Genomic DNA, 23,810 nt, shown 5'->3' with positions numbered 1-23,810 from the left:
TCCTATTCGGCTGACGACGGCAGCAGATATCTGAGGCCGCCAGCACCTCTGGTGGCGATCTCGACGCCGCCGGGGCTGCGGAAACGTTCCGTCTTGTCCATGAAGATGCCGCCGGCAATCGCCGGAACGGCGAAAGGATGGGTGAGGGCGTAGCGCAAGGCTGCACCAGCGCCCGACTGCTTCTTGATATCGAGGAAATGGCGAAGTTCGTATTTGCCGCGAGCATGGCTCTCGTGGCGGCGCACGGCGGCGGCGGCTTCCGGCGTCAGGCTGCAGTTCGCCAGGATCGCCTGGTCGGCTTCGTAGAGCTTGCGGAGATCCTCCGTCCGGTGGCTGCCGCTCAACGAGTTGCCACGCACGACAGCACCGTAGCCGCAGCTGTGGATCACCTTGTAGCGCGCGCCGTTGGCCAGGGCCCGGACATAGAGGTCATAGTCCTCCCCAAGACGCATCTCCTCGCGATAGCGCAGTCTGTGAGCGTTAAGAAACGCGCGCCGCATCACCGGCTTCAGGAAGCCGATTTCGCCGCGCCGGACGCCGCGCTTCGAAATATTGCCGTCGACGAAGGCCACCAGGTCGAGAAACAGCGGTCGGTCCAGGAAATGATCGAGTTGCTGGGGCGCACGCGTCACGGTCTCCGCCTCGACGAAAGCGATATTGTCGGCGACGAAATCCCAGTCGTCGTCCGCAAGCATCCGGCTGAACCGGCCTTCAAAGAAGAAGTCGTCGGCATCGAGTATGCTGATCAGTGGGGCGGTGGAGATTTCGATCGCGTGATTGCGGGCGGCCGATGGGCCCCTGTTCTTTTCGAAAGAAACGACATTCAGGCGATTGCTGCCGTCATCGGCAGCTCTGGCAGCGCCGGCGGTTCCATCGCCGGATCCGTCGTCGATGACGACGACTTCAGCCACCTGTTTTTCCCGCAAAGCCGAAGCGACAGCCATTCCGATCGTATCGGCCGCGTTCTTGGCGGCGATGATCACGCAAACGCTTGCCTTAGCCATTTCTACCACGTCGTACCCTCCGTTGTCTCGCGCAAGAGTTAGGACGTCGCCGTGTCTGCGGCAATGCAAAAGGCCTTCAAAAGATATTACGGGATCGGCTGGCCGCTATCCGTGTGCCGCCAAACAAGCGTTGCTTTCAGCGGTTGAAAGGCTCGGAACCATTGAAGGGCGAGACCGGAATCTTCTCCTTGTCGTCGCTTCGGGCCGGTGTATGGGATACCGCCGTGGTGCCCTGGGTGTTGCGCGCCTTTGCTTCCTTCCACACGAGGAACAGGACGCCGCCGAAATAGCCCAATTGCAGGAGAACGGCACAGATCACCGTGTCTATCAGTGTCGTTGTCAGTGAGCCGTTCAGCCAATAAGTCGCAACCGCAAAAACGGCCAAAGCGCCGATTATGCTAACGAAAACGCGAGGTGCATACATAACCGTGCCTCCCTTGGGGAGGTTCGTTCAATGAACAGTCATTGAATTCGGGCTTCCTCCCTAAGGACCCTTTACTTTGTATATTTTAGAAGGCCCCTTGTTTCAACCGAACGAGAGCATTCTTTTTCATCCGTCGTCTCTTTATCTACAGTATTCGGTTTAAGGTTTCCTTCCGGCTTTGGGTAAAATCGACGAAGCCTCGTTAAGGAGTGCCGTGACGAGGATTCGGGGTGCAAATGTGTCGATTTTACTTCAGGTTGTTCTAATTATGACATTGCACGCGGTACTTTGCGTCACATTTGCCTACCGAACCAACGCATGAAAGCCAAATGCGTTCAACTTTTATTACAAAGTTTTCATCTAAACCGATTTGAGTGTGCGGCGCAAAATCGATGGTGCGATGCAATAAATTCCGCGATAAGACAATATAGTTGACCTACTCTCGGCAGTGCCCGCAGTGCTTAGTCAAATGTCACCCGAAAGGCGTAGAAAGATTTATTCTTCAATCTTTTTGCGACGCGAAGCAAACACGAAGACCTTTAGTGCGCCGCACAGAGTCTATTCAAAAACATTGCATGCTTTGCATATGAAATTTAGAGAACCCTTAAAAAAAGAAATGTGATAAAGACACGCCGGAAACGGGCCGTTACACAATCGCCATGAAATTGTGGCTTAAAAAAACAAATTCCAACCATACACTCCTCACTCGTCAGCGCTAGCTTAGCGGCCTGGGCTTACCGACCAAACGGCAAACATAAGTGGAGTTAACTCTATGAAGTCTGCGACGAGATCGGACAGTACGCCATTTTTTGGCGTGGTTCATGCGAATGTGTTTCCGCCGACTGGCGGGATCATGAAGCGGGCATTCGATATCACGGCTGCCTCGCTCGGGCTCCTTTTCCTGAGCCCGATTTTTCTGATGGTGATGCTGCTCGTAAAGCTCTCCGACAAGGGGCCGGCTTTCTATGGGCATCGCCGTATCGGCCACAACGGCCAGGAGTTCCGTTGCCTGAAGTTCCGGACCATGGTCGTCAACGGCGACAAGGTCCTGCAGGAGCATCTGCGCAACAATCCGAAGGCGATGGAAGAATGGCGTGAAACGCGAAAACTGCAGGACGATCCGCGGGTCACCACGGTCGGAAGCGTGCTTCGCAAGCTCAGCCTCGATGAACTGCCACAGCTCATCAACATCCTTCGCGGCGAAATGAGCGTTGTCGGGCCGCGGCCCGTCGTTCTTGATGAACTGGAACTCTACGAGTCTTCGGCCGTCTACTATCTACAGGCGCGTCCGGGTCTTACCGGACTTTGGCAGATCAGCGGGCGCAACGACGTGTCCTATGCTGCCCGCGTGGCTTTCGACACACACTACGTCGAAAACTGGTCGCTCATCCGCGATGTGAAGATCATTGCACAGACGATCCCCGCCGTCTGCATGCAGCGTGGCAGCTACTGACAAGCCGCTTCCATATACGCCAAGTAACGTACGGTACTGCTTTTGGCTTGCCGTGCCGATTTACGAGGAAGACTGAATGAGAGAAATCCTGTTGCGCCGCAACCTGCTTGGAAATTCCTTTATGCACGGCCTCGCTTTCGTTGCGGGGCTTAGCATATTGATCGGGTCCTCCGGCTTTGCCCGGGCTGCCGACTACCAGCTCGGCACCATGGACAAGCTGCGCATCCGCGTTGCCGAATGGCAAACGGCGGAAGGCGCGATCCGCGACTGGTCAGTGGTGAGCGGCGATTACACGATCGGCCCCTCAGGCAGTCTTTCACTGCCGTTCGTCGGCGACCTCCCGGCCTCCGGAAAGACGACGGATGCAATCGCGCAGGAAATCGGCGTCGCGCTGCAGAAGCAGTTCGGCCTCAAGGACCGGCCGTCGGCGTCCGTCGAACTTGCCCAGTTCCGGCCGGTCTTTCTGACCGGCGATGTGGAAAACCCCGGCGAGTATCCCTTCGCACCCAATCTGACAGTCGTGAAGGCCGTCAGCATCGCTGGCGGCCTGCGGCGGGCTGATGCCGGCCAGCGCTTTGCCCGCGATTTCATAAACGCCAAGGGCGACGCCGTCGTCTATACGACGGAGCGCAACCGGCTCATTGCCCGCAAGGCGCGGCTGCAGGCGGAAACCTCCAAGAGCGACACGATCGAAATGCCGCAGGAGCTCAAGGATCTGCCCGAGGCAAAAGCCCTGCTCGCCAGCGAAATGGCGTTGATGAACACGCGCAAGAAGCGGCTCACGCTGCAGCTTCAGGCGCTGGACGACCTGAAATCGCTGTTGCAGGCCGAAATCGAATCTCTCGGCAAAAAGACCGAGACACAGACGCGCCAGCTCGAGCTTGCCAAGGAGGACCGCGACAAGGTCGAAAACCTGGCCGAGAAGGGCCTTGCGCTCAGCGCCCGAAAAATGGCCGCCGAACAGCGCGCCGCCGATACCGAGGCGACCCTTCTCGATATCGATACCAACATCTTGAAGGCCAAGCAGGACATCAGCCAGGCCAATCAGGACGAGATCACCCTGCGCAACGACTGGGACGCCAAGCTGTCGCAGGAACTGCAGGACACCGAATCCGAACTCGACACGCTCAACCTGAAGATTGCCACCAGCGATGCGCTGATGTCGGAAGCATTGGCGCAATCGAACGACGCCGCTCGTTTCGACCCTCAGAATGCCGCCAGCATCAGCTATTCCATCGTGCGGGAGGTTGACGGCCAGTCGAAGGAAGTTCCGGTCACGGAAAATAGCACATTGCAACCGGGCGACCTGATCAGGGTCACGGCCGGGGTTGCGATGAGATAGCGGAGACCCGCATGCGGATCGCCAAATCGGTGCTGATAAAGCCAGGTGAGAACGAGCTTTACGCCATACCGGCGGTTGCGCTTTCTCTCTTTTGCTTTGCTTACTCGATCCGCTTCGGGCAGGTGGCGATCCTGTTTTATTATGCCTTGTGGCTGCCGCTCGTCGCCGTCAATTATCGCAAGGTGCTCGGCAGCTACAGCCGCTTCATCTGGCTGTTCGCCTTCGCCGGTTTCGCCTTCCTCTCCGTCTTCTGGTCCGCCGTGCCGAGCGTGTCGCTGAGGGCGAGCATCCAGTATCTGACGCAGGTGGTCTGTGCGCTGATTGCCGTGCGCGTGCTTGATGTCCGGACGCTGACGCTCGGGGTCGTGGCAGGCGCGGCGGTCGTGCTGCTTTATTCGATCCTCTTCGGCTACTACGAATATGACGTGCTGGACGGGACCTACAGTTTCGTTGGCGCCTTCGCATCGAAGAACCAGCTCGGCTTTTATGCGTCGCTGGGCATCATCTTCGCCTTTGCCGCCGTCTTCATTTACGGCGAGCGCCGTTTCTGGATGATGGCGTCGGGCATAGTCGGCCTTATGGCGGCCTATTGCCTGCTTACCTCGCAATCCGCCACCTCGGTCATCACGACGGCGGCGGTCGTTGCCCTGCTGATAGGGTTTCGCGTCGTGCTCATGCTGTCGCCGCAACAACGCAAGCTGCTGGTGGTCGGCGGCGGCGTCGCGGCTGTCATCCTGGTGGTGGCGGGCGTCTATCTAGGCGCTGTCGACGCGGTCTTGGGCATCTTCGGCAAGGATTCGACCCTGACGGGCCGCACCTATCTCTGGCAACAGGGTATTGCGGCTGCGGCGCAGAACCCGGCCATCGGCATCGGCTATCAGGCTTATTGGGTTCAGGGCTTCGCAGAGCCTGAGAGGCTATGGAAGGAATTCTTCATCGCCTCGCGAGCCGGTTTCCATTTTCATAATACCTACATCGAGACGGCCGTGGAACTCGGTCTGATCGGCGTGCTCATCCTTGCTGTTACGATCATCGCGACCCTCTGGGGGCATCTGCGCCGGCTGATCGAGGATGTGCGCAATGATGAATCCTATTTCCTTTTCGGCATCACCGTGCTGCTTCTGATCCGTTCGTTCGTGGAGATCGACGTTTTGACGCCCTATAACGTCGGTACCTTTCTTCTTTATTTTTCCGCAGGCAAGCTTGTCGGCGCGCGCCAGCGCTCGGCGATGGCCGGCCTGCACCATTACCAATCTGCTAAGCCTGTTCGTTCCTGATTTTTGCACGTACGCCGCAAAAAGCGGCGCAACGAGGGATATGCATGAAGACCCTTTACGGGATCCAATATTTGCGTGCCTTTGCGGCACTGGCCGTCGTCGTTTTCCATGCGGCTGAAAGAAGTGGCGGGCACTTTACGATCGGCGCTGCCGGCGTCGACGTCTTCTTCGTCATCAGCGGCTTCATCATGTGGGTGATTAGCGACCGCAAGCCGCTGACGCCGCATCGCTTCCTCGTTGACCGCATCCGCCGCATCGCACCCTCATACTGGCTGGTGACGGTCATCATGATCGGCGGAGCGATGGCAGGATTGTTTCCGAACCTGCAGCTCGATGCAGGCCACGTCCTGGGCTCGTTCGTCTTTGTTCCTGTGCACTCGCCGAGCACCGGCGAGATTTGGCCGATCCTGGTTCAGGGCTGGACGCTCAATTTCGAGATGTTCTTCTATGTCCTTTTTGCCGGCGCCTTGTTCTTGCCGCGCCAGTGGCGGCTGCCTTTCCTCTCCGTTGCGTTCGGCTTCTTCGTCGTGGTCGGCCTGATGTGGAAGCCGTCTTCGCCGATGCTCGCCACCTATACGCGGCCGATCATCCTGGAGTTCCTCGGCGGCGTCTTCATTGCCGAGCTGTGGTTGCGGCGCTGGACCGCCGGAAATAGTCTCGGGCTTGGCTGCGTCGGCGCCGCACTCTGCGGTTTTGCGGCGATTCACCTGATGGGTGCCGGGTTCGACGAATTCATATGCGGACCGCTGGCGATGGCGCTGGTGTTCGGCATGGTCTCGCTGGAGGCCGACGGCAGCATCGGCCGCGTGCCGCTGCTCACCTATCTCGGCGATGCGTCCTTTTCCATCTACCTGTGGCATACGTTTGCGGTATCGGTCGCCATCAAGGCTGCAGGAATTCTCGGAATTCCGGGCGGCCTTGCCGTCGTTGCGGCCATTTGCGGTGGAACGTTGCTCGGGATTGCGGCCTATGAGATGGTCGAGAAGCCGCTGCGCAAGCTCCTGTCCAACGAAGCACCCAAGCGCCGCCCGCTTGAGCAGCGCCCTTCGTAAAGATCAACCTGTTTCTTCGACCGGTTGCCCTTTCGGCGCGACTTTGCGGCGGCGCGCGCGCAGCACGACGTAGAAGGCCGGCGTCAGGAACAAGCCGAAGATCGTGACGCCGAGCATTCCCGAGAAGACGGCAGTACCGAGCGATTGGCGCATTTCCGCGCCTGGCCCCGTCGCGATCATCAGCGGCACGACGCCGAAGATGAAGGCGAATGCCGTCATCAGGATTGGGCGCAGGCGCAGATGGCTGGCTTCAATCGCCGCCTCCACCGGCGTCTTACCGTCCTCTTCCGCTTGCCTCGCGAATTCAACGATCAGGATCGCGTTCTTTGCCGCAAGGCCGATTAGCACGATGAGGCCGATCTGCGTCAGGATATTGTTGTCCATGCCGCGAAGATGGACGCCAAGCAGGGCCGCAAGGATGGCCAACGGCACGATCAGGATGATCGCGAGCGGCAGCACCCAGCTTTCATATTGCGCCGACAGGGCCAGAAAGACGAAAATCACCGAAAGCGCGAAGATAAAGATCGCTGTGTTGCCGGTGCCGCGCTCCTGAAAGGCGAGTTCGGTCCAGTTGAAGGTCGTTCCCGAGGGCAGTAGCGAACCCGCGATCTTCTCCATGCTGTCGAGGGCGGTGCCGGTCGACACACCCGGCGCCGGATTGCCCTGTAGCGGTACCGAGACATACATATTGTAATGCTGGACGAGCGCCGGACCGCTCCTGTCCTGGACTTCGATGAGGGTTCCCAACGGCACGAGCGCGCCCGTCGCCGACCGGACCTTCAGGGCAAGGATGTCGTCCCGCTCGAGGCGGAATTCCTGGTCGGCCTGCGCCCGCACCTGATAGACCCTGCCGAAAGCATTGAAGTCGTTGACATAGGATGTGCCCAGATTGATCGAGAGCGTATCGAATATGTTCGAGATCGGGACGTTCAGCATGCGTGCCTTGTCGCGATCGATATTGAGGAAGAATTGCGGGCTCGATACGGAGAAGGTCGTGAAGACGCCGGTCAGCCCGGGCGTCTGATTGGCGGTACCCATCATCTGGTTGGCAAGGGCCAGAACCCGCCGCATGTCGCCGCTTTCGAGGTCCATCAGCTGCATCTTGAAGCCGCCGGAATTGCCGATACCCCTGACCGACGGCGGCGGGATGGCAATGATGAAGGCTTCCTGGATGCTCTGCAGGTTTTGGTAGAGCTGACCGATGATCCGGCCGGCGCTCAGACCCTGCTCAAGCCTGTGTTCGAAGGTGTCGAAGGGTGCGAAGACAACGCCTTGATTGGACGCGTTGGTGAAGGTGGCGCCGCTGAAGCCTGCAAAGGCCACCGCGTGAGAGACGCCAGGCGTGTTGCGGATGACTTCCGCCGCCTGCTGCACGACGGCATCGGTTCGGTTGAGCGAGGCGCCCTCGGGCAATTGGAGGACGACGATTGCATAGCCCTGGTCCATATTGGGGATGAAGCCACTCGGGACGATTCGGCCCATGTAGTAGGTCGATGCCAGCAGTCCCGCAAATACCAGCAGCGCACAGAACAGGGCCGTCCTTGTCGCAACGGTGCGGCGAACAATCCATGAGTAGCCGTGGCTCATTCGGTCGAAGCCGCGATTGAAGCCGTTGGCGAGGCCGCGGCCCAGTCGCGTGAACGGATTTCGCGTCTCCTTCGCATGTTCTTCGTGCGGCCGCAGCACGAGCGCAGCGATGGCTGGCGACAATGTCAGCGAGTTGACCGCCGAGATTGCCGTTGCGACCGAGATCGTCACCGCAAACTGCCGGTAGAACTGGCCGGTAATGCCTGGGATGAAGGTTGTTGGGACGAACACGGCGATGAGTACCAGGGAGATCGCGATGACCGCCGTTCCGACCTCGTCCATGGTAACATGCGCCGCTTCCCTCGGCGTCATGCCCTTGGCCAGATTTCGCTCGACGTTCTCGACGACGACGATCGCATCGTCTACCACGATGCCGATAGCGAGCACGAGCCCGAAGAGCGTCAGCATGTTGAGCGAGAAGCCGAAGGCGAGCAGGAAAGCGAAAGTGCCGATCAGCGACACCGGGATCGCGACGATGGGGATGATGGCCGTGCGCCAGGATTGCAGAAAGACCAGCACCACAATTGCGACCAGCACGGCCGCTTCGAAAATGGTCTTGTAGACCTCTGATATCGACTCGGAAATGAACTCGGTCGGATTGTAGACGATGTTGTAAGCCAGCCCTGGGGGAAAGTCCTTGGCGAGCTGTTCCATGTTCGCCTTGATTTCGGCGGCGGTAGCGAGCGCGTTTGTGCCCGGACGCGAGAAGATGCCGAGCGCCACCGCCGGCTTGCCGTCGAGGTAGCTGTTGGTGGCGTATTGCTTGGCGCCGAGCTCGATGCGGGCAATGTCCTGCAACTGTACGAGGCGGCCGTCCTCTGTCGCTTTCACAATGACGTAGCGGAACTGCCGCGCATCGGAGAACCTGCCCTGCGTCGTCACGGTGTATTGGAATGCGTTTATGCCCGCCGCCGGCGGCCCGCCGATCGAGCCACCCGAAACCTGCACGTTCTGTTCGCGCAAGGCAGCCACCACATCGTTCGGGGTCATGCTATAAGAGGCCAGCCTTTGCGGATCGAGCCAGATGCGAAGGGCATATTCGCGCTCGCCGAAGATGGTGAGGTCTCCGACGCCGTCGAGACGTACCAGCACATCGCGGATGCGGCTGCGGGCGTAGTTTGAAACGTAAAGCTGATCGTAGCGGCTGTTCGGAGACAGGATATGCACGACCATCATCAGGTCGGGTGAACTCTTCGCGGTGGTGACCCCGTTGCGGCGAACCTCATCGGGCAGGCGCGGTTCGGCGATCGCTACCCGGTTTTGGACGAGAACCTGCGCCGTATCCAGATCGGTACCGAGCTTGAAGGTGATTGTCAGCGACATCGACCCGTCGTCAGTCGAATAGGAGGACATGTAGAGCATGTTCTCGACGCCGTTGATTTCCTGTTCGAGCGGCGTTGCGACCGTGTCGGCGACGGTCTGGGCGTCGGCGCCGGGATAGTTGGTGCGCACGACGATGGTGGGCGGTGCTATTTCGGGAAACTGCGCCACCGGCAACTGGAAATAGGCGAGGCCGCCGAGAATGAGCAGAACTATGGAGAGGACGGACGCGAATATCGGTCGGTCCACGAAGAAGTGCGCAAACCTCATTGGGCAAGCTCCATGCTTGCAGCTTCCGGCGGGATATCCTCGCGGCTCTGCGGCAGTTCAGTCGTCTGCGGCGTGATCTTGGCTCCCGGGCGAGCGCGCATCAGGCCGTTGACGACGATCGTCTCATTGCCTTCCATGCCTTCGCGGATGACGCGGTAGCCGTAAAGCCGCGGGCCGGGCCGCACGGGCTTGGTCGAAACCGTGCCATCGTTGCCGACGACATAGACGACCCGCTGGTTCTGGTCGGAGCCGATTGCCTCGTCCGGCACGAGAATAGCCCTATAAACGTTGGACGCCTCCACCTGCACGCGGCCGAAAAGACCAGGCTGAAGCACGAAATTCGGATTGTCGAAGCGAGCGCGGACCCGCATCGTGCCGGTCTGGCTGTCGACCCGGTTCTCGGCGAAATCGAGCTTGCCTGTGAACGGCTTCTCGTTGGCATCCGTGATGCGGACCTGCACCTCAAGACCGCCGCCGCCCTGCTGAAGGTCGCTGCCGCGCGCACGCGCCGTCTGCGCGAAGTTCAGCAGCCGGCGCTCGTCGACGTCGAAATACAAGTCGATCGGATCGAGCGAAACGATCGTCGTCAGCACCGACTGGTCGGCCTGGACGAGGTTGCCGGCGGAGATCAGCCGCCGGTCGATGCGGCCGCTGATCGGGGCGGTAATCTTCGTATATTCGAGATCGAGCGTGGCCCGATCTGCCGTGGCCTGGGCGCCGCGGACATTGGCCTGAGCGGAAACCCATTCGCGGCGCCGGTCATCGAGCGTCGAAACCGACTGGCTGCCGCTGGTGGCGAGTGATTCTGCGCGTTTGAACTGCGCTTCAGCGTAGATCAGTGTCGATTTCGCGACTTCAAGCGCAGCGGTTGCTTCATTGAACGCAGTGACAAAGGGGCGCTGATCGATGACGAAGAGCAAGTCACCTTTCTTGACCATCGCGCCATCGGTGAAATGTACTTCCTGCAGGTAGCCGCCGACGCGCGATCGCACGGAGACCTCGTCGACCGCCGCGAAGCGGCCGATGAACTCGTCGCTGTCCACGACATCGCGAACGACGGGTTTTGCAACCGTGACGGGCGGAGCAGGCGGAGCGTCCTGGGCAATGACGGTCGCGGGAAAAAGGATAAGGTAAGTGAGAGCAAGGGCTTCACGAAGAGAGTAAGGCATAGCGATCCCCCATTCTGGGCGGCCGGTATGCCGCCAAACTTATGCGGTAACGATGCGATTCATTTCTGCTGTGTCGAACCCGGCTTTCCGGCCTTCGTCTTGTTGCTCTTGTCACGCACCGGCCGATCGGCAGGGAGGCCAGCTTGCAAAAAAAGGCCGAAGGTCTGCTCCGGTAACTCTATGAAATCGGACTATAAACGTCAGTAGGCAGAAATTGCAAACGCCAATCGCCGGTAGTTCGAGAATCTGACCGGGATCAGGGGGGTCGACGATCAGCTCTTGCCACACGTGCCCTGCGGCATTTTGGCCGCAACTGCGGAATCTGCGGCCGATGATCTTGTGCGTTGCACATGCTCACTATATCTATCAACATTATAAGCACACTTATAAATAGCTAGCATATCTTTCATGAGCGCCCATCCGACCCTCGGTTTTGTCCTACACGACGTCGCCCGTCTGCTTCGCAAGCGGTTCGAGCAGCGCGCTAAATGCCTCGGGCTGACCCGCTCGCAATGGCAAACGCTTGCCTATCTCGCGAACAACGAGGGTATTCACCAGGGTGGGCTCGCCGAGATCCTCGAAGTCGAGCCGATCACGCTGGTGCGAATTCTCGACAAGCTTGCCGAACGCGGACTTGTCGAACGGCGGCAGCATCCGGCGGACCGGCGCGTCTGGCTTCTTTACATGCGTGACGAGGCCTTGCCGCTGCTTGCGCAAATGCGGGTGATCGGAGAAGCCACGCGCGGCGAAGCCCTCGACGGCGTCTGCGCCGAGCAGCGCGAACAGCTCTTTCAAATCCTATCGCTGATGAAAACAAATCTAGTGCAGGCGTGCCGCACACCGGCCGCCGGGAATGAGCAGAACCATGGTTGAAAAATCCTCCCTCCGCGTCGTTGACGACGCCAACGCCAAGAATCCGACCGAAGACAAGAATCCGATCGAAGACAAGGAAGTCTCCGAAACCCAGGAAACGGTAGCCGAAGCGCCTTCATCCAATTCAGCGCCGGCCGCCGCAGTGGCTGCGTCCGACGGCATCAGCGTCCGCCGTCGGCGCAGCCTCACCCGCCCCGTGCTGTTTGCGCTGCTGCCTATTGCCCTTGTTGCCGGCGGCTATTTCTACGTGAATGGCGGGCAGGTCATGTCGACCGACAATGCCTATATCCAGGCGGATATGGTCGGCCTGACGACGGATGTTTCCGGCATCGTCGACCAGATCAACGTTCACGAGAACGAAACGGTCAAGGCAGGGCAGGTGCTCTTTAGCCTGAAATCCGACAGCTTCAGGATCGCGCTCGACGGCGCCAAGGCCCAGCTCGGCGTCCAGCGCAACCAGATCGAAAACCTGAAGGCCAGCTATCGGCAGTCGCTTGCGGAAATCACGCAGGCGCAGGCCGACATCCCGTATTTCCAGGCGCAGTTCGATCGTCAGCAGAGCCTCGTCAACAGTTCGGCCGTAACACGTGCCGCCTATGATGAAGCCAAGCACGATCTCGATGCTGCGCTTCAGAAGGTTGCTGTCGCCAGGGCGCAGGCTGCGACCACGCTTGCAGAGCTCGGCGACGATGCCAGCCAGCCGGTCGAGCAGAACCCGCTCTACCTGCAGGCAAAATCAAATGTCGACAATGCCCAGCGCGAGCTCGACCATAGCGTCGTCAAGGCGCCGTTCGATGGCGTCGTAACCAATGTCAACGCGCTGCAGGTCGGCTCCTACCTGCAGGCCTCGCAACAGGCCTTCTCGCTGGTTGCGACCAATCGGCTTTGGATCGCTGCAAGCCCGAAGGAAACCGAGCTTACCTACGTGAAGCCGGGCCAAGAGGCGAGCATCTTTGTCGACACCTATCCGGGCGTCGAATGGAAGGGCAAGGTCGAAAGCATCAGTCCGGCATCCGGCTCCAGCTTCTCGCTGCTTCCGGCGCAAAACACCACTGGCAACTGGGTGAAGGTCGTGCAGCGTATTCCGATCCATGTCAGCATCGACGATGCCGACGGCAAGCCGCCGCTTCGCGTCGGCATGAGCACGATCGTCGATGTCGATACCGGCCATGCCCGCGGCCTGCCGGATTTCGTCAACAGGCTGTTGGGCCGCGAAGCCGGCAAGGGCCATGAGTAACGCTGCAGCATCTCCCCCCGGCCCGGTTGCCAATCGCGGTGCGATCACGGCCTGCGTCATTCTCGCCGTCATCATGCAGGCGCTCGACACCACCATCGCCAACGTCGCGCTGCCCTATATCCAGGGCAGCGTTTCGGCCTCCGCCGACCAGATCAACTGGGTCCTGACGTCCTATATCGTCGCGGCCGCCATCATGACGCCGCCGTCGGGCTTCCTCGCCGCCAAGTTCGGCCGCAAGAACGTGCTCCTGACGGCAATTGCCGGCTTCGTCGTGGCATCGGTGCTTTGCGGCGTAGCGCAATCATTGCCGCAGATCGTCGCCTTCCGCCTTCTCCAGGGCCTCTTCGGGGCTGCTCTCGTACCGCTCTCCCAGGGCATCCTCCTCGACATCTATACGGTCGAGGAGCGCGGCTCGGCCATGGCCTTATTCGGCGTCTCGGTCATGGTCGGGCCGGTCCTGGGGCCGGTCATCGGCGGCTGGCTGACCGACAACATCAGCTGGCGCTGGGTGTTCTATATCAACGTGCCGATCGGTGCGCTCGCCTTTGCGGGCATCGTCATCTTCGTCAGCGAAACGAAGCGCGATGCGCTCGCAAAGCTCGACTGGTTCGGGTTCGGCATGATGAGCCTCTTCATCGCCGCGCTGCAGCTGTTTTTAGACCGCGGTGAGCAGCTCGACTGGTTCTCGTCCGGCGAGATCATGGTCGAAGCGATCGTCTGCGCGGCAGCCTTCTATCTGCTGCTGGTTCATACGCTGACAGCCGAAAAGTCCTTCGTTAATCCACGATTGTTTCTCGACCAGAATTTCGCGATCAGCATGGTGTTCATCTTCGTGGTCGGCGTCACCTATCTCGCCTCGCTGGCGCTGATGACGCCTTATCTGCAGACGCTGATGGGCTATCCGGTCATCACGGCCGGCATCGTCATGGGGCCACGTGGCATCGGCACCATGCTTTGCATGTTCATCGTCGGGCGATTGATCGGCAAGGTCGATACCCGCTGGCTCCTCGTGTTCGGCCTCGGCCTTACGGCCTGGGCAATGTACGACATGACGGGTTGGACGCCGGACGTCTCGCAGTGGACGATCGTCTCGGTCGGTTTCATCCAGGGTGCCGGTCTCGGCTTCCTGTTCGTGCCGCTGACGACGATCGCCTTCTCGACGCTGCCGGCGCATATGCGCGCCGACGGCACGGGCCTCTACAATCTTTCCCGCAACATCGGCTCGAGCGTCGGCATTTCGATCGTCTCGGCACTGATCGTCGAGAATACGCAGAGCAATCACGCTTCGATCGCGGCCTATGTCACGCCGTTCAACCGGGCCTTTGATGCCGCCGCCACGCAGTCGCTCAGCCCGCTCACCGCGGCAGGCCGGGCTTCGCTCAACGAGCTCATCACGCTGCAATCGACGATCATCGCTTACATGGACGACTTCAAGCTCCTGATGCTGATGTCGCTTGCGGTGATGCCGCTGGCGCTCATCTTGCGCAAACCCAAGGCGGCGCCGGCATCAACGGATCACAGCGCCGTCATGGATTGATCAGCGGAACGGCTTGCTCAGATATCGCGAGCCCTGAATGCCGAAGCGCCATGGAACTTCGGCATTCTTCGTTATGCCGATCCGCGTGCCCGAGGCGATCGGAACCGGCGCCGAGGGAAAGATCGCAAATGGCGGGCGCTCGAGCAGGCGGTCGTTGATCGCGATATCGATATCGAGCGCCTGGCAGAGCTTGCCGGGACCGCTGCAGAGCCGGGTGAGCACATCGGTGCCGCGGCGCTCGATCATTCCAGCGATACCGTTTTGCGGCTCCAGCGCGCGGATGAGGACGGCCGAGCCCGGCGTGCAGACGAAGTTCAGGCACCAGTACATGCCGTAGATGCGGTAGATATAGACGTTGCCCGGCGGGCCGAACATCGCGCCGTTGCGCCTGGTCGGTCCGCGGAAACTGTGCGAGGCCTCGTCGTGCGGGAAATAGGCCTCCGTCTCGGTGATGCGCCCGCCCGCACCGTTGACGAGCAGGTGGCAGCCGATGAGATCGCGCGCGACGGCGATCGCATCGCGCTCGAAGAAGCCTCGAAGCTCACTACCGGTCAACGGAGCGTTTCCAATGGCACTTGTGTTCGTCATTCAAGTTCCTGTCGTTTGATTCCGGCCGATATCATCGCGCATCAAATGCGACTACCCGAAACTTGCCCGCTGCTGCCCAAAGAGCTTCACCAGCCAGTCTATGAAGACGCGGACGCGCGGCGAAAGCTGACGATTGCGCGGATAAAGGAGCGAGACCGGCGTCTCGGTCGGCGGGAAGCCTTTCAGGATCTGAACCAGCTCGCCGGAGGCGATGTAGCGTTCGGCATGGTAGCGCGGCACTTGGATGATGCCCAGTCCGCAGCGTGCTGCCGCATGGAGGCTCTCGGCTGCATTGACCGAGACGATGGCTGGGATCGACATGTTGCAGACCTGCCCGTCGATGATGAATTCGAGCGGCAGCAGCCCGCCCGTCGCGCTGGACCGGAACCCGACCATGCGGTGGCCGTCGAGCTTGTCCGGATGTTCCGGTATGCCATGGAGTTCGAGATAGGCGGGTGAGGCGAGGGTGATCTCTTCCAGCGAGGCCACGCGGCGGGCGATCATGTCGCTATCCTGCGGCACGCCGACTCGCAACACGCAATCGATGCCTTCACGGACGAGATCGACCAGACGATCGCCTTCACTCATGTAAAATTCGATATCCGGATACGTCTCCAGGAAGGATGGCAGGCTCGGCAGCACGAAATGCCTGGCAAGCGTACCGTGCACATCGACCCGCAACATGCCCTTCGGTTTGGCGCCGACAAAGGCGCCTTCGGCCTCCTCGATGTCGGCGAGGATCGAAAGGCAGCGCTGGTAATAGGCCTCGCCGTCGAGCGTCGGGCTGACATGGCGGGTTGTGCGCTGGAGCAGTTGCACGCCGAGGCGCGCTTCCAACTGCTTGACGGCATCGGTCACTGTCGAGCGAGGCAGGCCCGTATCCTCGGCTGCGAGCGTGAAGCTGCGGCGTTCCACGACGCGGCAAAAGACCCGCATGGCATCAAATCGGTCCATGGTATTTGTTCGCATTTGTCGGATAGTGATGCCGAAGAATGCATGATTATCCGCACTATGGAAAGTATCATCTTCTCCTCATCAAAACGCGCTGCGGCGCAAGCAACTGAAGGAGAAGGAAATGGCTAGCAATGACAACAGGGTCGCGCTTGTCACGGGTGCATCCCGCAGCATCGGTGCCGCCATTGCCGAACGTCTTGCCAAGGATGGCTTTACCGTCGTTATCAACTATTCCGGCAACGCCGCTCCCGCCGAAGAACTGGCCCAGAAAATCGAGCAGGCCGGCGGCAGGGCGCTGACGGCGAAGGCCGATGTCAGCGATCCCGAAGCGGTGCGCCGGATGTTCGATGCTGCGCAAGCAGCCTTCGGCGGTATCGACGTTCTCGTCAACAATGCCGGCATCATGATGCTGTCTTCGATCGCCGATGCCGACGATGCCAGCTTCGACCGCCAGGTCAGCGTCAACCTGAAGGGCACGTTCAACACACTTCGGGAAGCCGGTAAGCGGCTGCGCAACGGCGGCCGGATCATCAACCTCTCGACCAGTGTCGTCGGCGTGAAGCTCGAAACCTACGGCGTCTATGCCGCCACCAAGGCGGCGGTGGAAATGTTGACAGCGATCATGTCGAAGGAAATGCGCGGCCGGAACATCACGGTCAACGCGGTCGCTCCCGGCCCGACCGCTACCGATCTCTTCCTCAATGGCAAATCAGACGAACTCGTCGCCCGCATGGCGAAGATGAACCCGCTCGAACGCCTCGGTAGACCGGAAGACATCGCCGCTGCCGTTTCCTTCCTCGCTGGTCCGGATGGCTCCTGGATAAACGGACAGGTCCTGCGCGCCAATGGCGGCATGGTCTAATTCCATGACATTGTTCGCGGCTCGGTGGCGGCGTTATTCCGTTTTTCTGAACGGTGATGCGCGAAATTGCGCCTTACATTCGGTCCGGATGCAGTTATATTCCTTGGCAAGGAGCGAACGGAAATCCCCATTCCGGCGCCAAGCCTCCAAAAGTCCGCCGCATCATTTTCCCTGGTGATGCGGCGGGCTCGATATTCGAAGTTGATCCGATCGCGGCCCGTCGAAGGTTTTTCTGACTTCCGGGCCGCTTCCGTTTTCAAGCGTCGTTGAGCTTGGCGTCGGCAAGCAGCTTTACCATCCAGTCCACAAAAACGCGTACCTTGTTGCTCAGGTGCCGGTTCGGCGGGTAGACGACGTAGAGCGGCAGCGGATCGCGCTTCCATTCCGGCAGAACCTGGACGAGTTCGCCTCTTGCGAGGGCGCTGCGCGCCATGAAGCGGAGCGTCTGGCCGACGCCGAGGCCGGTGGTGAGGGCGCTCATGAAGGTTCTGCCGTCATTCACCGAGACGATATATCTCGGGTTTATCTCGATCGCTTCGTTGCCATTCTTGAATTCGAACGGGATCGTGCGGCCGGTCTGTGCGCGGAAATAGCTGATGCCGTAATGGCTGCTTTCGAGTTCTTGCGGGTGCGCGGGCATGCCGAATTTCTCGATGTAGCGGGGCGATGCGCAGGTGACCATTTCGATTTCGGATACACGTCTTGCGATCAACGATTGATCGGCGAGGGTGCCGGCGCGAAGGGCGCAGTCGACGTTTTCTGCAAGGTAGTCCACGGTGCGGTCGCTGACACCGAGATCAATGCGGATATCGGGATATTTCAGGTAGAAATCGCAGAGTGCGGGCACGACGATGGTGTCGGCAAAAGCGCCTGCCATTTCAACGCGTAAGCGGCCGCTTGGAAGACTTTGGGAGTTGGAAAGACTGCCGTCGAGCTCTTCGAGTTCGGAAACGATCTGCGAGGCGCGTTCGTAATATAGTGCGCCGTCCGTCGTCACCATGACGCGCCGCGTCGTACGGTTGAGCAGCTTGGTGCGCAGATGCGCTTCCAAGCCCTGGATGAGATTGGTGATTGTCGCTTTGGGCATTGCGAGCGTGTCGGCCGCCCGTGTAAAGTTGCCCGTCTCAACGACGCGTATGAAGGCGCGCATTGCCGAGAGCTGGTCCATCGGAGATCTCCACAGTTTGCACTGCGATATTATTCGAAAATCGGAACAGTGTAATCATAATACAGCTTCTTATTCCGCGATGTGAATAACAATATCTTTTTTATCAGAATGGCAAGCTGTAGGTGCTTACCATGCGTTATCTTTGATTGAGCGAAAGCCGGACCGATGACGGTGCAGGTGAAAGACATGGTGCTGGAGAAGGTGGGCATCGGCCCCGTTTCCGCGCGCGTCTATCAAGGCGCCGAGTTCGGTAAGGGGGCGCCGATCGTTCTGTTCTTTCACGGCGGCGCCTTCCTGGAATCGGGCGTTCAGGCCGGCATCAAGGAAAGTGCGGTTGCTGAGAGCATGGCGAAAGCCGGTGCGATTGTTGCGATCCCTGACTACAACGCGCCGCTCGGCAACGTCTTTCCGAAGCCGCTGGAAGTCGGCTATTCCCTTTTTTCCTATCTTGCCAACAAGCGCGCCTCCGGCATTGGCGATCGCAACTCGCTGCTTCTGATCGCTGGCGAAGAGGCTGGCGGCAATATCGCGGCGGGTGTAGCGCTGAAGGCACGCGATCACTATGCCGATGCGCTCGACGGCCAGATCCTGATTTCGCCGCTCCTCGATCCGTTCATGGGCACCTCCTCCATCCGCAAGGCTGACGGCATCGGCATGCGCCAGCGCTGGACGGAAGGATGGAGCCATTATCTCAGCGGCGGCGGCTGTCACCCCTATGCGGCGCCCTGTCTCTGTTCGCGCATTGCCGGCGTTGCGCCGGCGCTGATTTTCACGGCGGAGGACGACCCTCTGCGCGACGAGACCGTCGGGTATGCCGCCCGCCTCAAAGCGGCAGGCGTCGAGGTCCGCCAGCATATCCTCCCCGCCGGGGCAGGCTGGCCATCTATTTACGGCGGGAAAACGGACGGCACCTCGAACTGGCAGGAGAACGTCAGCCGCGAGTTCAGAAGTTTCGTTCAGGAGTTAAGCGTTCAACACCAATTGCATTGAAAACGAACTGATTATCGTCGGCCGTATAGGGCCGTAAGGAGAGTACCAATGACGTCCAGAAAGAAGCGCTGGGCCCTGGTGGGCGCTGGCATAGGGCTTGTTGCGTCTGTTTCAGCAGCCGCCATCTTGTTTGAATTGCCGATGGGCACGGCTGCTACGGCCGCTTCCGCTCCTGCACAAGCTCCCGCTGTGCCGGTGACGGTTTCCGTCGTCGCAAGCCGTGATGTGACCACCTGGGAAGAGTTCTCGGGCCGTCTCGAAGCGGTCGACCGAGTTCAGCTACGCTCCCGCGTTGCAGGCGCCATCCAGTCGGTCCACTTCCGCGAAGGTGCACTGGTGAAGGCCGGCGACCTGCTCTTCACAATCGATCCGGCCCCTTACCAAGCGGCGGTTTCTCAAGCCGAAGGGCAGGTTGCCTCCGCCGAGGCCAAGGTCAGCTTGGCGCAGATCGAGCTTGAGCGTGGCCGCCGGCTTTCGGATAGCCGCACGATCTCGCAGAGCGATATGGACCAGCGCCAGAGCGCCTTTACCGAGGCGCAGGCAGGGCTCCGTACCGCGCAGGCGGCGCTGCAGTCGGCTCAGCTCGATCTCGGTTACACCGAGGTCCGGGCTCCGGTTTCTGGCCGAGTAGGCAAGCTGGAGATCACCGCCGGCAACCTTGTTGCTGCGGGTTCGGCTTCCCCAGCGCTCACGACGCTCGTCTCGATCGATCCGATCTATGCGAGCTTCAACGCCAGCGAAGAGATGGTGACGAAGGCGCTGTCGCAGCTTCCGGCCAATGACAGTGCAGTCCGGGCCCTCGAACAGATCCCGGTCGAGGTCGGCACGCTTGCTGATGAAGGCACGCCGATCAAGGGCAAGCTCCAGCTCGTCGACAACCAGGTCGATGCTGCAAGCGGCACGATCGGAGTCCGCGCCGTGTTCGACAATCCGGGCGGCAAGCTGATCCCCGGCCAGTTCGTTCGCGTCCGAATGGGCCAGCCGAAAGCCGAGAATAAGATTCTCGTCAGCGAGCGTGCGATTGGCACCGACCAGGACAAGAAGTTCGTCTTCGTCGTCGACGGCGAGAACAAGGTCAGCTATCGGCCGGTCGAGCTCGGTAGGGTAAGTGAAGGCCTCCGCGTCGTCGAAAGCGGTCTGAAGCCGGGCGAGAAGATCGTCGTCAATGGCTTGCAGCGCATCCGTCCGGGTGCGGTGGTCGAGCCGCAGATGGAAGAGAAAGTGGCGGCCAAGTAGGGCCGCCAGAGCAATTCCCCTTCTCCCCGGCGGGGAGAAGACGTCCGCAGGACGGATGAGGGGGTGAGCGACGAAGGGGCGAACGTCTGAGCCAAAAGCGAAGACGACACCTGCCGAGCCTCCCCGTCGCCCGGCCCTTCGGGCCAACCAACGAAATGATTTGACCCGCCGGCGGCACCCCAACCGCCTGACAGGGGTTTGCATCCAAGTTCATCCCGGAGAGGGCTTTGAAATGAACATCTCCAGATTCTTTGTGGACCGCCCGGTATTTGCCGGCGTGCTTTCGGTCCTCATCCTCGTAGCCGGTCTGATCGGCCTCAGGGCACTGCCGATTTCCGAATATCCGGAGGTCGTGCCGCCGTCGATCGTCGTGCGTGCCACTTATCCGGGCGCCAATCCGGACGTCATCGCGCAGACGGTTGCGACACCGCTCGAAGAGCAGATCAACGGCGTTGAGGACATGCTCTACATGTCCAGCCAGGCGACTTCCGATGGCGTCATGACGCTGACGGTAACCTTCAAGCTTGGCACCGACCCCGATAAGGCGCAGCAGCTGGTTCAGAACCGTGTTTCGCAGGCCGAACCTCGCCTGCCGGATGAGGTGAAGAGCATCGGCATCACCACCGTCAAGAGCTCTCCCGACCTGATGATGGTCGTCAACCTGATCTCGCCGGACAACCGCTACGACATCACCTATCTGCGCAATTACGGCGTCCTGAACATCAAGGATCGCCTGGCGCGCATCGATGGCGTGGGCCAGGTGCAGGTCTTCGGTTCGGGCGACTATTCGATGCGCGTCTGGATCGATCCGCAAAAGGCCGCCGAGCATAATCTCGCTGCCAGCGATATCACCAATGCCATCCGCGAGCAGAACGTTCAGGCCGCTGCCGGCACGATCGGCGCTTCGCCGAGCCTGCCAGGCACTGAGCTGCAGCTGAACGTCAACGCTCAAGGGCGCTTGCAGACGCCGGAGCAGTTCGGCAACATCATCGTCAAGTCGGGGGCCAACGGTGAAATCACCCGCCTTCGCGACGTTGCACGCATCGAACTCGGCGCTGCCGACTATTCGCTGCGCTCGATCCTCGACGGCAAGCCGGCGGTCGCCATCCCGGTCTTCCAGTCTCCGGGCTCCAACGCCATCACCATCTCGGACGAAGTCCAGAAGACGATGGAGGAGCTGAAGATCGCAATGCCGGACGGGGTCAGCTACGAGATCGTCTATGACACGACGAAATTCGTCCGTTCGTCGATCGAGAAGGTCGTCGATACGCTGCTCGAAGCCATCGCTCTTGTCGTTCTCGTCGTGATCCTGTTCCTGCAGACGTGGCGTGCCTCGATCATCCCGCTAATCGCCGTTCCGATATCGATCATAGGTACTTTCGCGGTGATGTACGTCTTCGGCTTTTCGATCAACGCACTCAGCCTCTTCGGCCTGGTGCTGGCGATCGGTATCGTCGTGGATGATGCGATCGTCGTCGTCGAAAACGTCGAGCGCAACATCGAGAATGGGCTCAGCCCGCGCGATGCGACCTACAAGGCCATGAAGGAAGTTTCCGGCCCGATCATCGCGATCGCACTGGTGCTCGTCGCCGTCTTCGTGCCGCTCGCCTTCATCAGCGGCCTGTCAGGGCAGTTCTATCGCCAGTTCGCGCTGACGATCGCGATCTCGACGGTTATCTCGGCCTTCAACTCGCTGACCCTGTCTCCGGCGCTGGCAGCCCTCCTGCTGCAGGGCCACCACGCCAAGCGTGACTGGCTGACGCGCGGCATGGACTTCATCTTCGGCTGGTTCTTCCGCGGCTTCAACCGCGTTTTTGGTGCAGGTTCGAAAGCCTACGGCAAGGGTGTTGGGGGCCTGCTGTCGCGCAAGAGCATCGTCATGGTCATCTACCTGGCGCTGGCTGGTGCGATCTATGGCCTCTTCAATGCTGTTCCGGGCGGTTTCGTGCCGGCACAGGACAAGCAGTATCTGATCGGTTTTGCCCAGCTGCCGGATGCCGCAAGCCTTGACCGGACCGAAGACGTCATCAAGCGGATGAGCGATATCGCCATGGCCGAGCCCGGCGTTGCCCACGCAATCGCCTTTCCCGGCCTGTCGATCAACGGCTTCACCAACTCTTCAAATGCCGGCATCGTCTTTGTGACGCTGAAAGATTTTGAGGAGCGCAAGTCGCCGGCGCTTTCCGGCGGTGCGATTGCCATGTCCTTGAACCAGAAGTTCGGGGCGATCCAGGATGCCTTCATCGCCATGTTCCCGCCGCCGCCGGTCAATGGCCTCGGCACGACGGGCGGCTTCAAGATGCAGCTCGAAGACCGCGCCGGTCTCGGCTACCAGGCGCTCGACGAGGCCAACAAGGCAATGATCGCCAAGGCCTACCAGGCGCCTGAGCTGACCGGCATCTTCTCTGCTTACCAGATCAACGTTCCGCAGCTCTTTGCTGACCTCGATCGCGCGAAGGCCGAACAGCTCGGTGTCTCGGTGACCGATGTCTTCGAAACGCTGCAGATCTATCTGGGTTCGCTCTATGTCAACGACTTCAATGCTTTCGGCCGCACCTACAGCGTCCGGGTGCAGGCCGATGCGAAGTTCCGCGCCCAGGCGGACGACATCGGCCAGTTGAAGGTTCGTTCGGCATCGGGCCAGATGATCCCGCTGTCGGCGTTGCTGAAGGTCAGCGCGACGACCGGGCCGGAGCGGACCAACCGTTATAACGGTTTCCTCTCCGCCGATATCAACGGCGGTCCTGCTCCGGGCTTCTCCTCCGGCCAAGCGCAGGCCGCGATCGAAAAAATCGCCAACGAGACGCTGCCGAAGGGCATCAGCTTCGAGTGGACGGATCTGACCTACCAGCAGATCCTGGCAGGCAATTCCGGCGTGATCATCTTCCCGCTGGCGCTGCTGCTCGTCTTCCTCGTGCTAGCTGCCCAGTATGAAAGCCTGACCCTGCCGCTTGCGATCATCATGATCGTGCCAATGGGCGTGCTGGCCGCCTTGACCGGCGTCTGGCTGACGGGCGGAGATAACAACATCTTCACGCAGATTGGCCTCGTGGTCCTTGTCGGTCTCTCGGCGAAGAACGCGATCCTGATCGTTGAATTCGCCCGTGAACTGGAGTTCGAAGGCCGTACGCCGGTCCAGGCGGCGATCGAGGCAAGCCGTCTGCGTCTTCGCCCGATCCTGATGACCTCCTTGGCCTTCATCATGGGTGTCGTGCCGCTGGTCGTCTCCACCGGTGCCGGTGCGGAAATGCGCGCCGCCATGGGTGTCGCGGTCTTTGCCGGCATGATCGGCGTGACTTTCTTCGGCATCTTCATGACGCCGGTCTTCTATGTGCTGCTCCGCAAGCTGACGGGCAACCGTCCGCTGGTGCAGCACAACGACAATCGTCCGCCGTCGGAAGAGGCCGCCATTCGGGTCGCAGCGGAGTAAGCGAAAACATCATCAAATCAAGAGGCGGGACATCCGG

General features: G+C 60.3%; 18 protein-coding genes. 11 read left to right on the top strand and 7 right to left on the bottom strand.

Annotated features, from left to right (window positions below; all coding sequences use genetic code 11):
• Positions 1-2: 2 nt before the first annotated feature.
• The gene (locus QA644_RS13965; protein WP_194730187.1) at positions 3-1,004 is read right to left on the bottom strand and encodes a glycosyltransferase family 2 protein; all 1,002 of its coding nucleotides are present in this window, start codon (positions 1,002-1,004) and stop codon (positions 3-5) included.
• A gap of 136 nt (positions 1,005-1,140) precedes the next feature.
• A complete protein-coding gene (locus QA644_RS13960; RefSeq protein WP_283069043.1) occupies positions 1,141-1,428 on the bottom strand; it encodes an exopolysaccharide production repressor protein in 288 nt (95 codons plus the stop codon).
• A gap of 772 nt (positions 1,429-2,200) precedes the next feature.
• Between QA644_RS13960 and QA644_RS13955 the strand changes: the two genes are divergently transcribed.
• From QA644_RS13955 to QA644_RS13940, 4 genes are all read left to right on the top strand, one after another.
• Positions 2,201-2,881 carry a sugar transferase gene (locus QA644_RS13955; protein ID WP_022716912.1) on the top strand — a complete coding sequence of 227 codons (681 nt, stop codon included), beginning with the start codon at positions 2,201-2,203 and terminating at the stop codon, positions 2,879-2,881.
• A gap of 121 nt (positions 2,882-3,002) precedes the next feature.
• Positions 3,003-4,223 carry a polysaccharide biosynthesis/export family protein gene (locus QA644_RS13950; protein ID WP_239599444.1) on the top strand — a complete coding sequence of 407 codons (1,221 nt, stop codon included), beginning with the start codon at positions 3,003-3,005 and terminating at the stop codon, positions 4,221-4,223.
• Positions 4,224-4,234: 11 nt separating this feature from the next.
• Positions 4,235-5,500, top strand: a complete 1,266-nt coding sequence (locus QA644_RS13945) for an O-antigen ligase (RefSeq protein ID WP_283069038.1) — start codon at positions 4,235-4,237, stop codon at positions 5,498-5,500.
• 44 nt (positions 5,501-5,544) lie between these two features.
• A complete protein-coding gene (locus QA644_RS13940) occupies positions 5,545-6,552 on the top strand; it encodes an acyltransferase (RefSeq protein WP_283069036.1) in 1,008 nt (335 codons plus the stop codon).
• A 3-nt stretch (positions 6,553-6,555) separates the two neighbouring features.
• On the opposite strand, the gene QA644_RS13935 is transcribed toward QA644_RS13940, so the two are convergent.
• Together QA644_RS13935 and QA644_RS13930 are read right to left on the bottom strand one after the other, a co-directional pair.
• Positions 6,556-9,729 (bottom strand): multidrug efflux RND transporter permease subunit, encoded by a 3,174-nt coding sequence (locus QA644_RS13935; RefSeq protein ID WP_283069035.1) that lies wholly within the window; start codon positions 9,727-9,729, stop codon positions 6,556-6,558.
• Positions 9,726-10,898 carry an efflux RND transporter periplasmic adaptor subunit gene (locus QA644_RS13930; RefSeq protein WP_283069034.1) on the bottom strand — a complete coding sequence of 391 codons (1,173 nt, stop codon included), beginning with the start codon at positions 10,896-10,898 and terminating at the stop codon, positions 9,726-9,728. The genes QA644_RS13935 and QA644_RS13930 overlap by 4 nt, the downstream gene beginning before the upstream one ends.
• A 408-nt stretch (positions 10,899-11,306) precedes the next feature.
• Between QA644_RS13930 and QA644_RS13925 the strand changes: the two genes are divergently transcribed.
• From QA644_RS13925 to QA644_RS13915, 3 genes are read left to right on the top strand one after another with little or no spacing between them, the layout of a single operon-like run.
• On the top strand, positions 11,307-11,771 hold the full coding sequence (locus QA644_RS13925; RefSeq protein WP_283069032.1) for a MarR family transcriptional regulator: 465 nt from the start codon (positions 11,307-11,309) through the stop codon (positions 11,769-11,771).
• A complete protein-coding gene (locus QA644_RS13920) occupies positions 11,764-13,008 on the top strand; it encodes an HlyD family secretion protein (RefSeq protein ID WP_283069031.1) in 1,245 nt (414 codons plus the stop codon). Before QA644_RS13925 ends, QA644_RS13920 begins: the two co-directional genes overlap by 8 nt.
• The gene (locus QA644_RS13915; RefSeq protein ID WP_283069029.1) at positions 13,001-14,545 is read left to right on the top strand and encodes a DHA2 family efflux MFS transporter permease subunit; all 1,545 of its coding nucleotides are present in this window, start codon (positions 13,001-13,003) and stop codon (positions 14,543-14,545) included. Before QA644_RS13920 ends, QA644_RS13915 begins: the two co-directional genes overlap by 8 nt.
• Here QA644_RS13915 and QA644_RS13910 read toward each other — a convergent pair whose 3' ends face one another.
• Together QA644_RS13910 and QA644_RS13905 are read right to left on the bottom strand one after the other, a co-directional pair.
• Positions 14,546-15,133 carry a DNA-3-methyladenine glycosylase gene (locus QA644_RS13910; protein ID WP_283069027.1) on the bottom strand — a complete coding sequence of 196 codons (588 nt, stop codon included), beginning with the start codon at positions 15,131-15,133 and terminating at the stop codon, positions 14,546-14,548.
• Between the two features lie 51 nt (positions 15,134-15,184).
• Positions 15,185-16,087, bottom strand: coding sequence for a LysR family transcriptional regulator (locus tag QA644_RS13905; RefSeq protein ID WP_283069025.1), 903 nt, complete (start codon positions 16,085-16,087; stop codon positions 15,185-15,187).
• Between the two features lie 121 nt (positions 16,088-16,208).
• On the opposite strand from QA644_RS13905, the gene QA644_RS13900 reads away from it, so the two are divergent.
• Positions 16,209-16,949, top strand: coding sequence for an SDR family oxidoreductase (locus QA644_RS13900; RefSeq protein ID WP_283069024.1), 741 nt, complete (start codon positions 16,209-16,211; stop codon positions 16,947-16,949).
• 256 nt (positions 16,950-17,205) lie between these two features.
• Here the strand turns inward: QA644_RS13900 and QA644_RS13895 are convergent, their stop codons facing one another.
• The gene (locus QA644_RS13895) at positions 17,206-18,117 is read right to left on the bottom strand and encodes a LysR family transcriptional regulator (protein ID WP_194727827.1); all 912 of its coding nucleotides are present in this window, start codon (positions 18,115-18,117) and stop codon (positions 17,206-17,208) included.
• A 165-nt stretch (positions 18,118-18,282) separates the two neighbouring features.
• Here QA644_RS13895 and QA644_RS13890 point away from each other — a divergent pair, with 165 nt between their 5' ends.
• The 3 genes from QA644_RS13890 (at position 18,283) to QA644_RS13880 (ending at position 23,773) form a co-directional block, all read left to right on the top strand.
• The gene (locus QA644_RS13890; RefSeq protein ID WP_074069330.1) at positions 18,283-19,107 is read left to right on the top strand and encodes an alpha/beta hydrolase; all 825 of its coding nucleotides are present in this window, start codon (positions 18,283-18,285) and stop codon (positions 19,105-19,107) included.
• Positions 19,108-19,155: 48 nt separating this feature from the next.
• Positions 19,156-20,343, top strand: coding sequence for an efflux RND transporter periplasmic adaptor subunit (locus tag QA644_RS13885; RefSeq protein WP_283069020.1), 1,188 nt, complete (start codon positions 19,156-19,158; stop codon positions 20,341-20,343).
• Positions 20,344-20,575: 232 nt separating this feature from the next.
• A complete protein-coding gene (locus QA644_RS13880; RefSeq protein WP_283069018.1) occupies positions 20,576-23,773 on the top strand; it encodes an efflux RND transporter permease subunit in 3,198 nt (1,065 codons plus the stop codon).
• The last annotated feature ends 37 nt before the right edge of the window (positions 23,774-23,810 follow it).

The sequence above is a fragment of the Rhizobium sp. CC1099 genome (assembly GCF_029714385.1).
Lineage (GTDB): Bacteria > Pseudomonadota > Alphaproteobacteria > Rhizobiales > Rhizobiaceae > Rhizobium.
Note: the sequence above shows the minus strand (reverse complement) of the source record. Positions and strands in the feature narration are given on the sequence as shown.

Excerpts from the sequence above, each read along its gene's own strand:
- QA644_RS13965 (WP_194730187.1), bottom strand. The coding sequence starts at position 1,004 with ATGGCTAAGGCAAGCGTTTGCGTGATCATCGCCGCCAAGAACGCGGCC.
- QA644_RS13960 (WP_283069043.1), bottom strand. The coding sequence starts at position 1,428 with ATGTATGCACCTCGCGTTTTCGTTAGCATAATCGGCGCTTTGGCCGTT.
- QA644_RS13955 (WP_022716912.1), top strand. The coding sequence starts at position 2,201 with ATGAAGTCTGCGACGAGATCGGACAGTACGCCATTTTTTGGCGTGGTT.
- QA644_RS13950 (WP_239599444.1), top strand. The coding sequence starts at position 3,003 with ATGCACGGCCTCGCTTTCGTTGCGGGGCTTAGCATATTGATCGGGTCC.
- QA644_RS13945 (WP_283069038.1), top strand. The coding sequence starts at position 4,235 with ATGCGGATCGCCAAATCGGTGCTGATAAAGCCAGGTGAGAACGAGCTT.
- QA644_RS13940 (WP_283069036.1), top strand. The coding sequence starts at position 5,545 with ATGAAGACCCTTTACGGGATCCAATATTTGCGTGCCTTTGCGGCACTG.
- QA644_RS13935 (WP_283069035.1), bottom strand. The coding sequence starts at position 9,729 with ATGAGGTTTGCGCACTTCTTCGTGGACCGACCGATATTCGCGTCCGTC.
- QA644_RS13930 (WP_283069034.1), bottom strand. The coding sequence starts at position 10,898 with ATGCCTTACTCTCTTCGTGAAGCCCTTGCTCTCACTTACCTTATCCTT.
- QA644_RS13925 (WP_283069032.1), top strand. The coding sequence starts at position 11,307 with ATGAGCGCCCATCCGACCCTCGGTTTTGTCCTACACGACGTCGCCCGT.
- QA644_RS13920 (WP_283069031.1), top strand. The coding sequence starts at position 11,764 with ATGGTTGAAAAATCCTCCCTCCGCGTCGTTGACGACGCCAACGCCAAG.
- QA644_RS13915 (WP_283069029.1), top strand. The coding sequence starts at position 13,001 with ATGAGTAACGCTGCAGCATCTCCCCCCGGCCCGGTTGCCAATCGCGGT.
- QA644_RS13910 (WP_283069027.1), bottom strand. The coding sequence starts at position 15,133 with ATGACGAACACAAGTGCCATTGGAAACGCTCCGTTGACCGGTAGTGAG.
- QA644_RS13905 (WP_283069025.1), bottom strand. The coding sequence starts at position 16,087 with ATGGACCGATTTGATGCCATGCGGGTCTTTTGCCGCGTCGTGGAACGC.
- QA644_RS13900 (WP_283069024.1), top strand. The coding sequence starts at position 16,209 with ATGGCTAGCAATGACAACAGGGTCGCGCTTGTCACGGGTGCATCCCGC.
- QA644_RS13895 (WP_194727827.1), bottom strand. The coding sequence starts at position 18,117 with ATGGACCAGCTCTCGGCAATGCGCGCCTTCATACGCGTCGTTGAGACG.
- QA644_RS13890 (WP_074069330.1), top strand. The coding sequence starts at position 18,283 with ATGACGGTGCAGGTGAAAGACATGGTGCTGGAGAAGGTGGGCATCGGC.
- QA644_RS13885 (WP_283069020.1), top strand. The coding sequence starts at position 19,156 with ATGACGTCCAGAAAGAAGCGCTGGGCCCTGGTGGGCGCTGGCATAGGG.
- QA644_RS13880 (WP_283069018.1), top strand. The coding sequence starts at position 20,576 with ATGAACATCTCCAGATTCTTTGTGGACCGCCCGGTATTTGCCGGCGTG.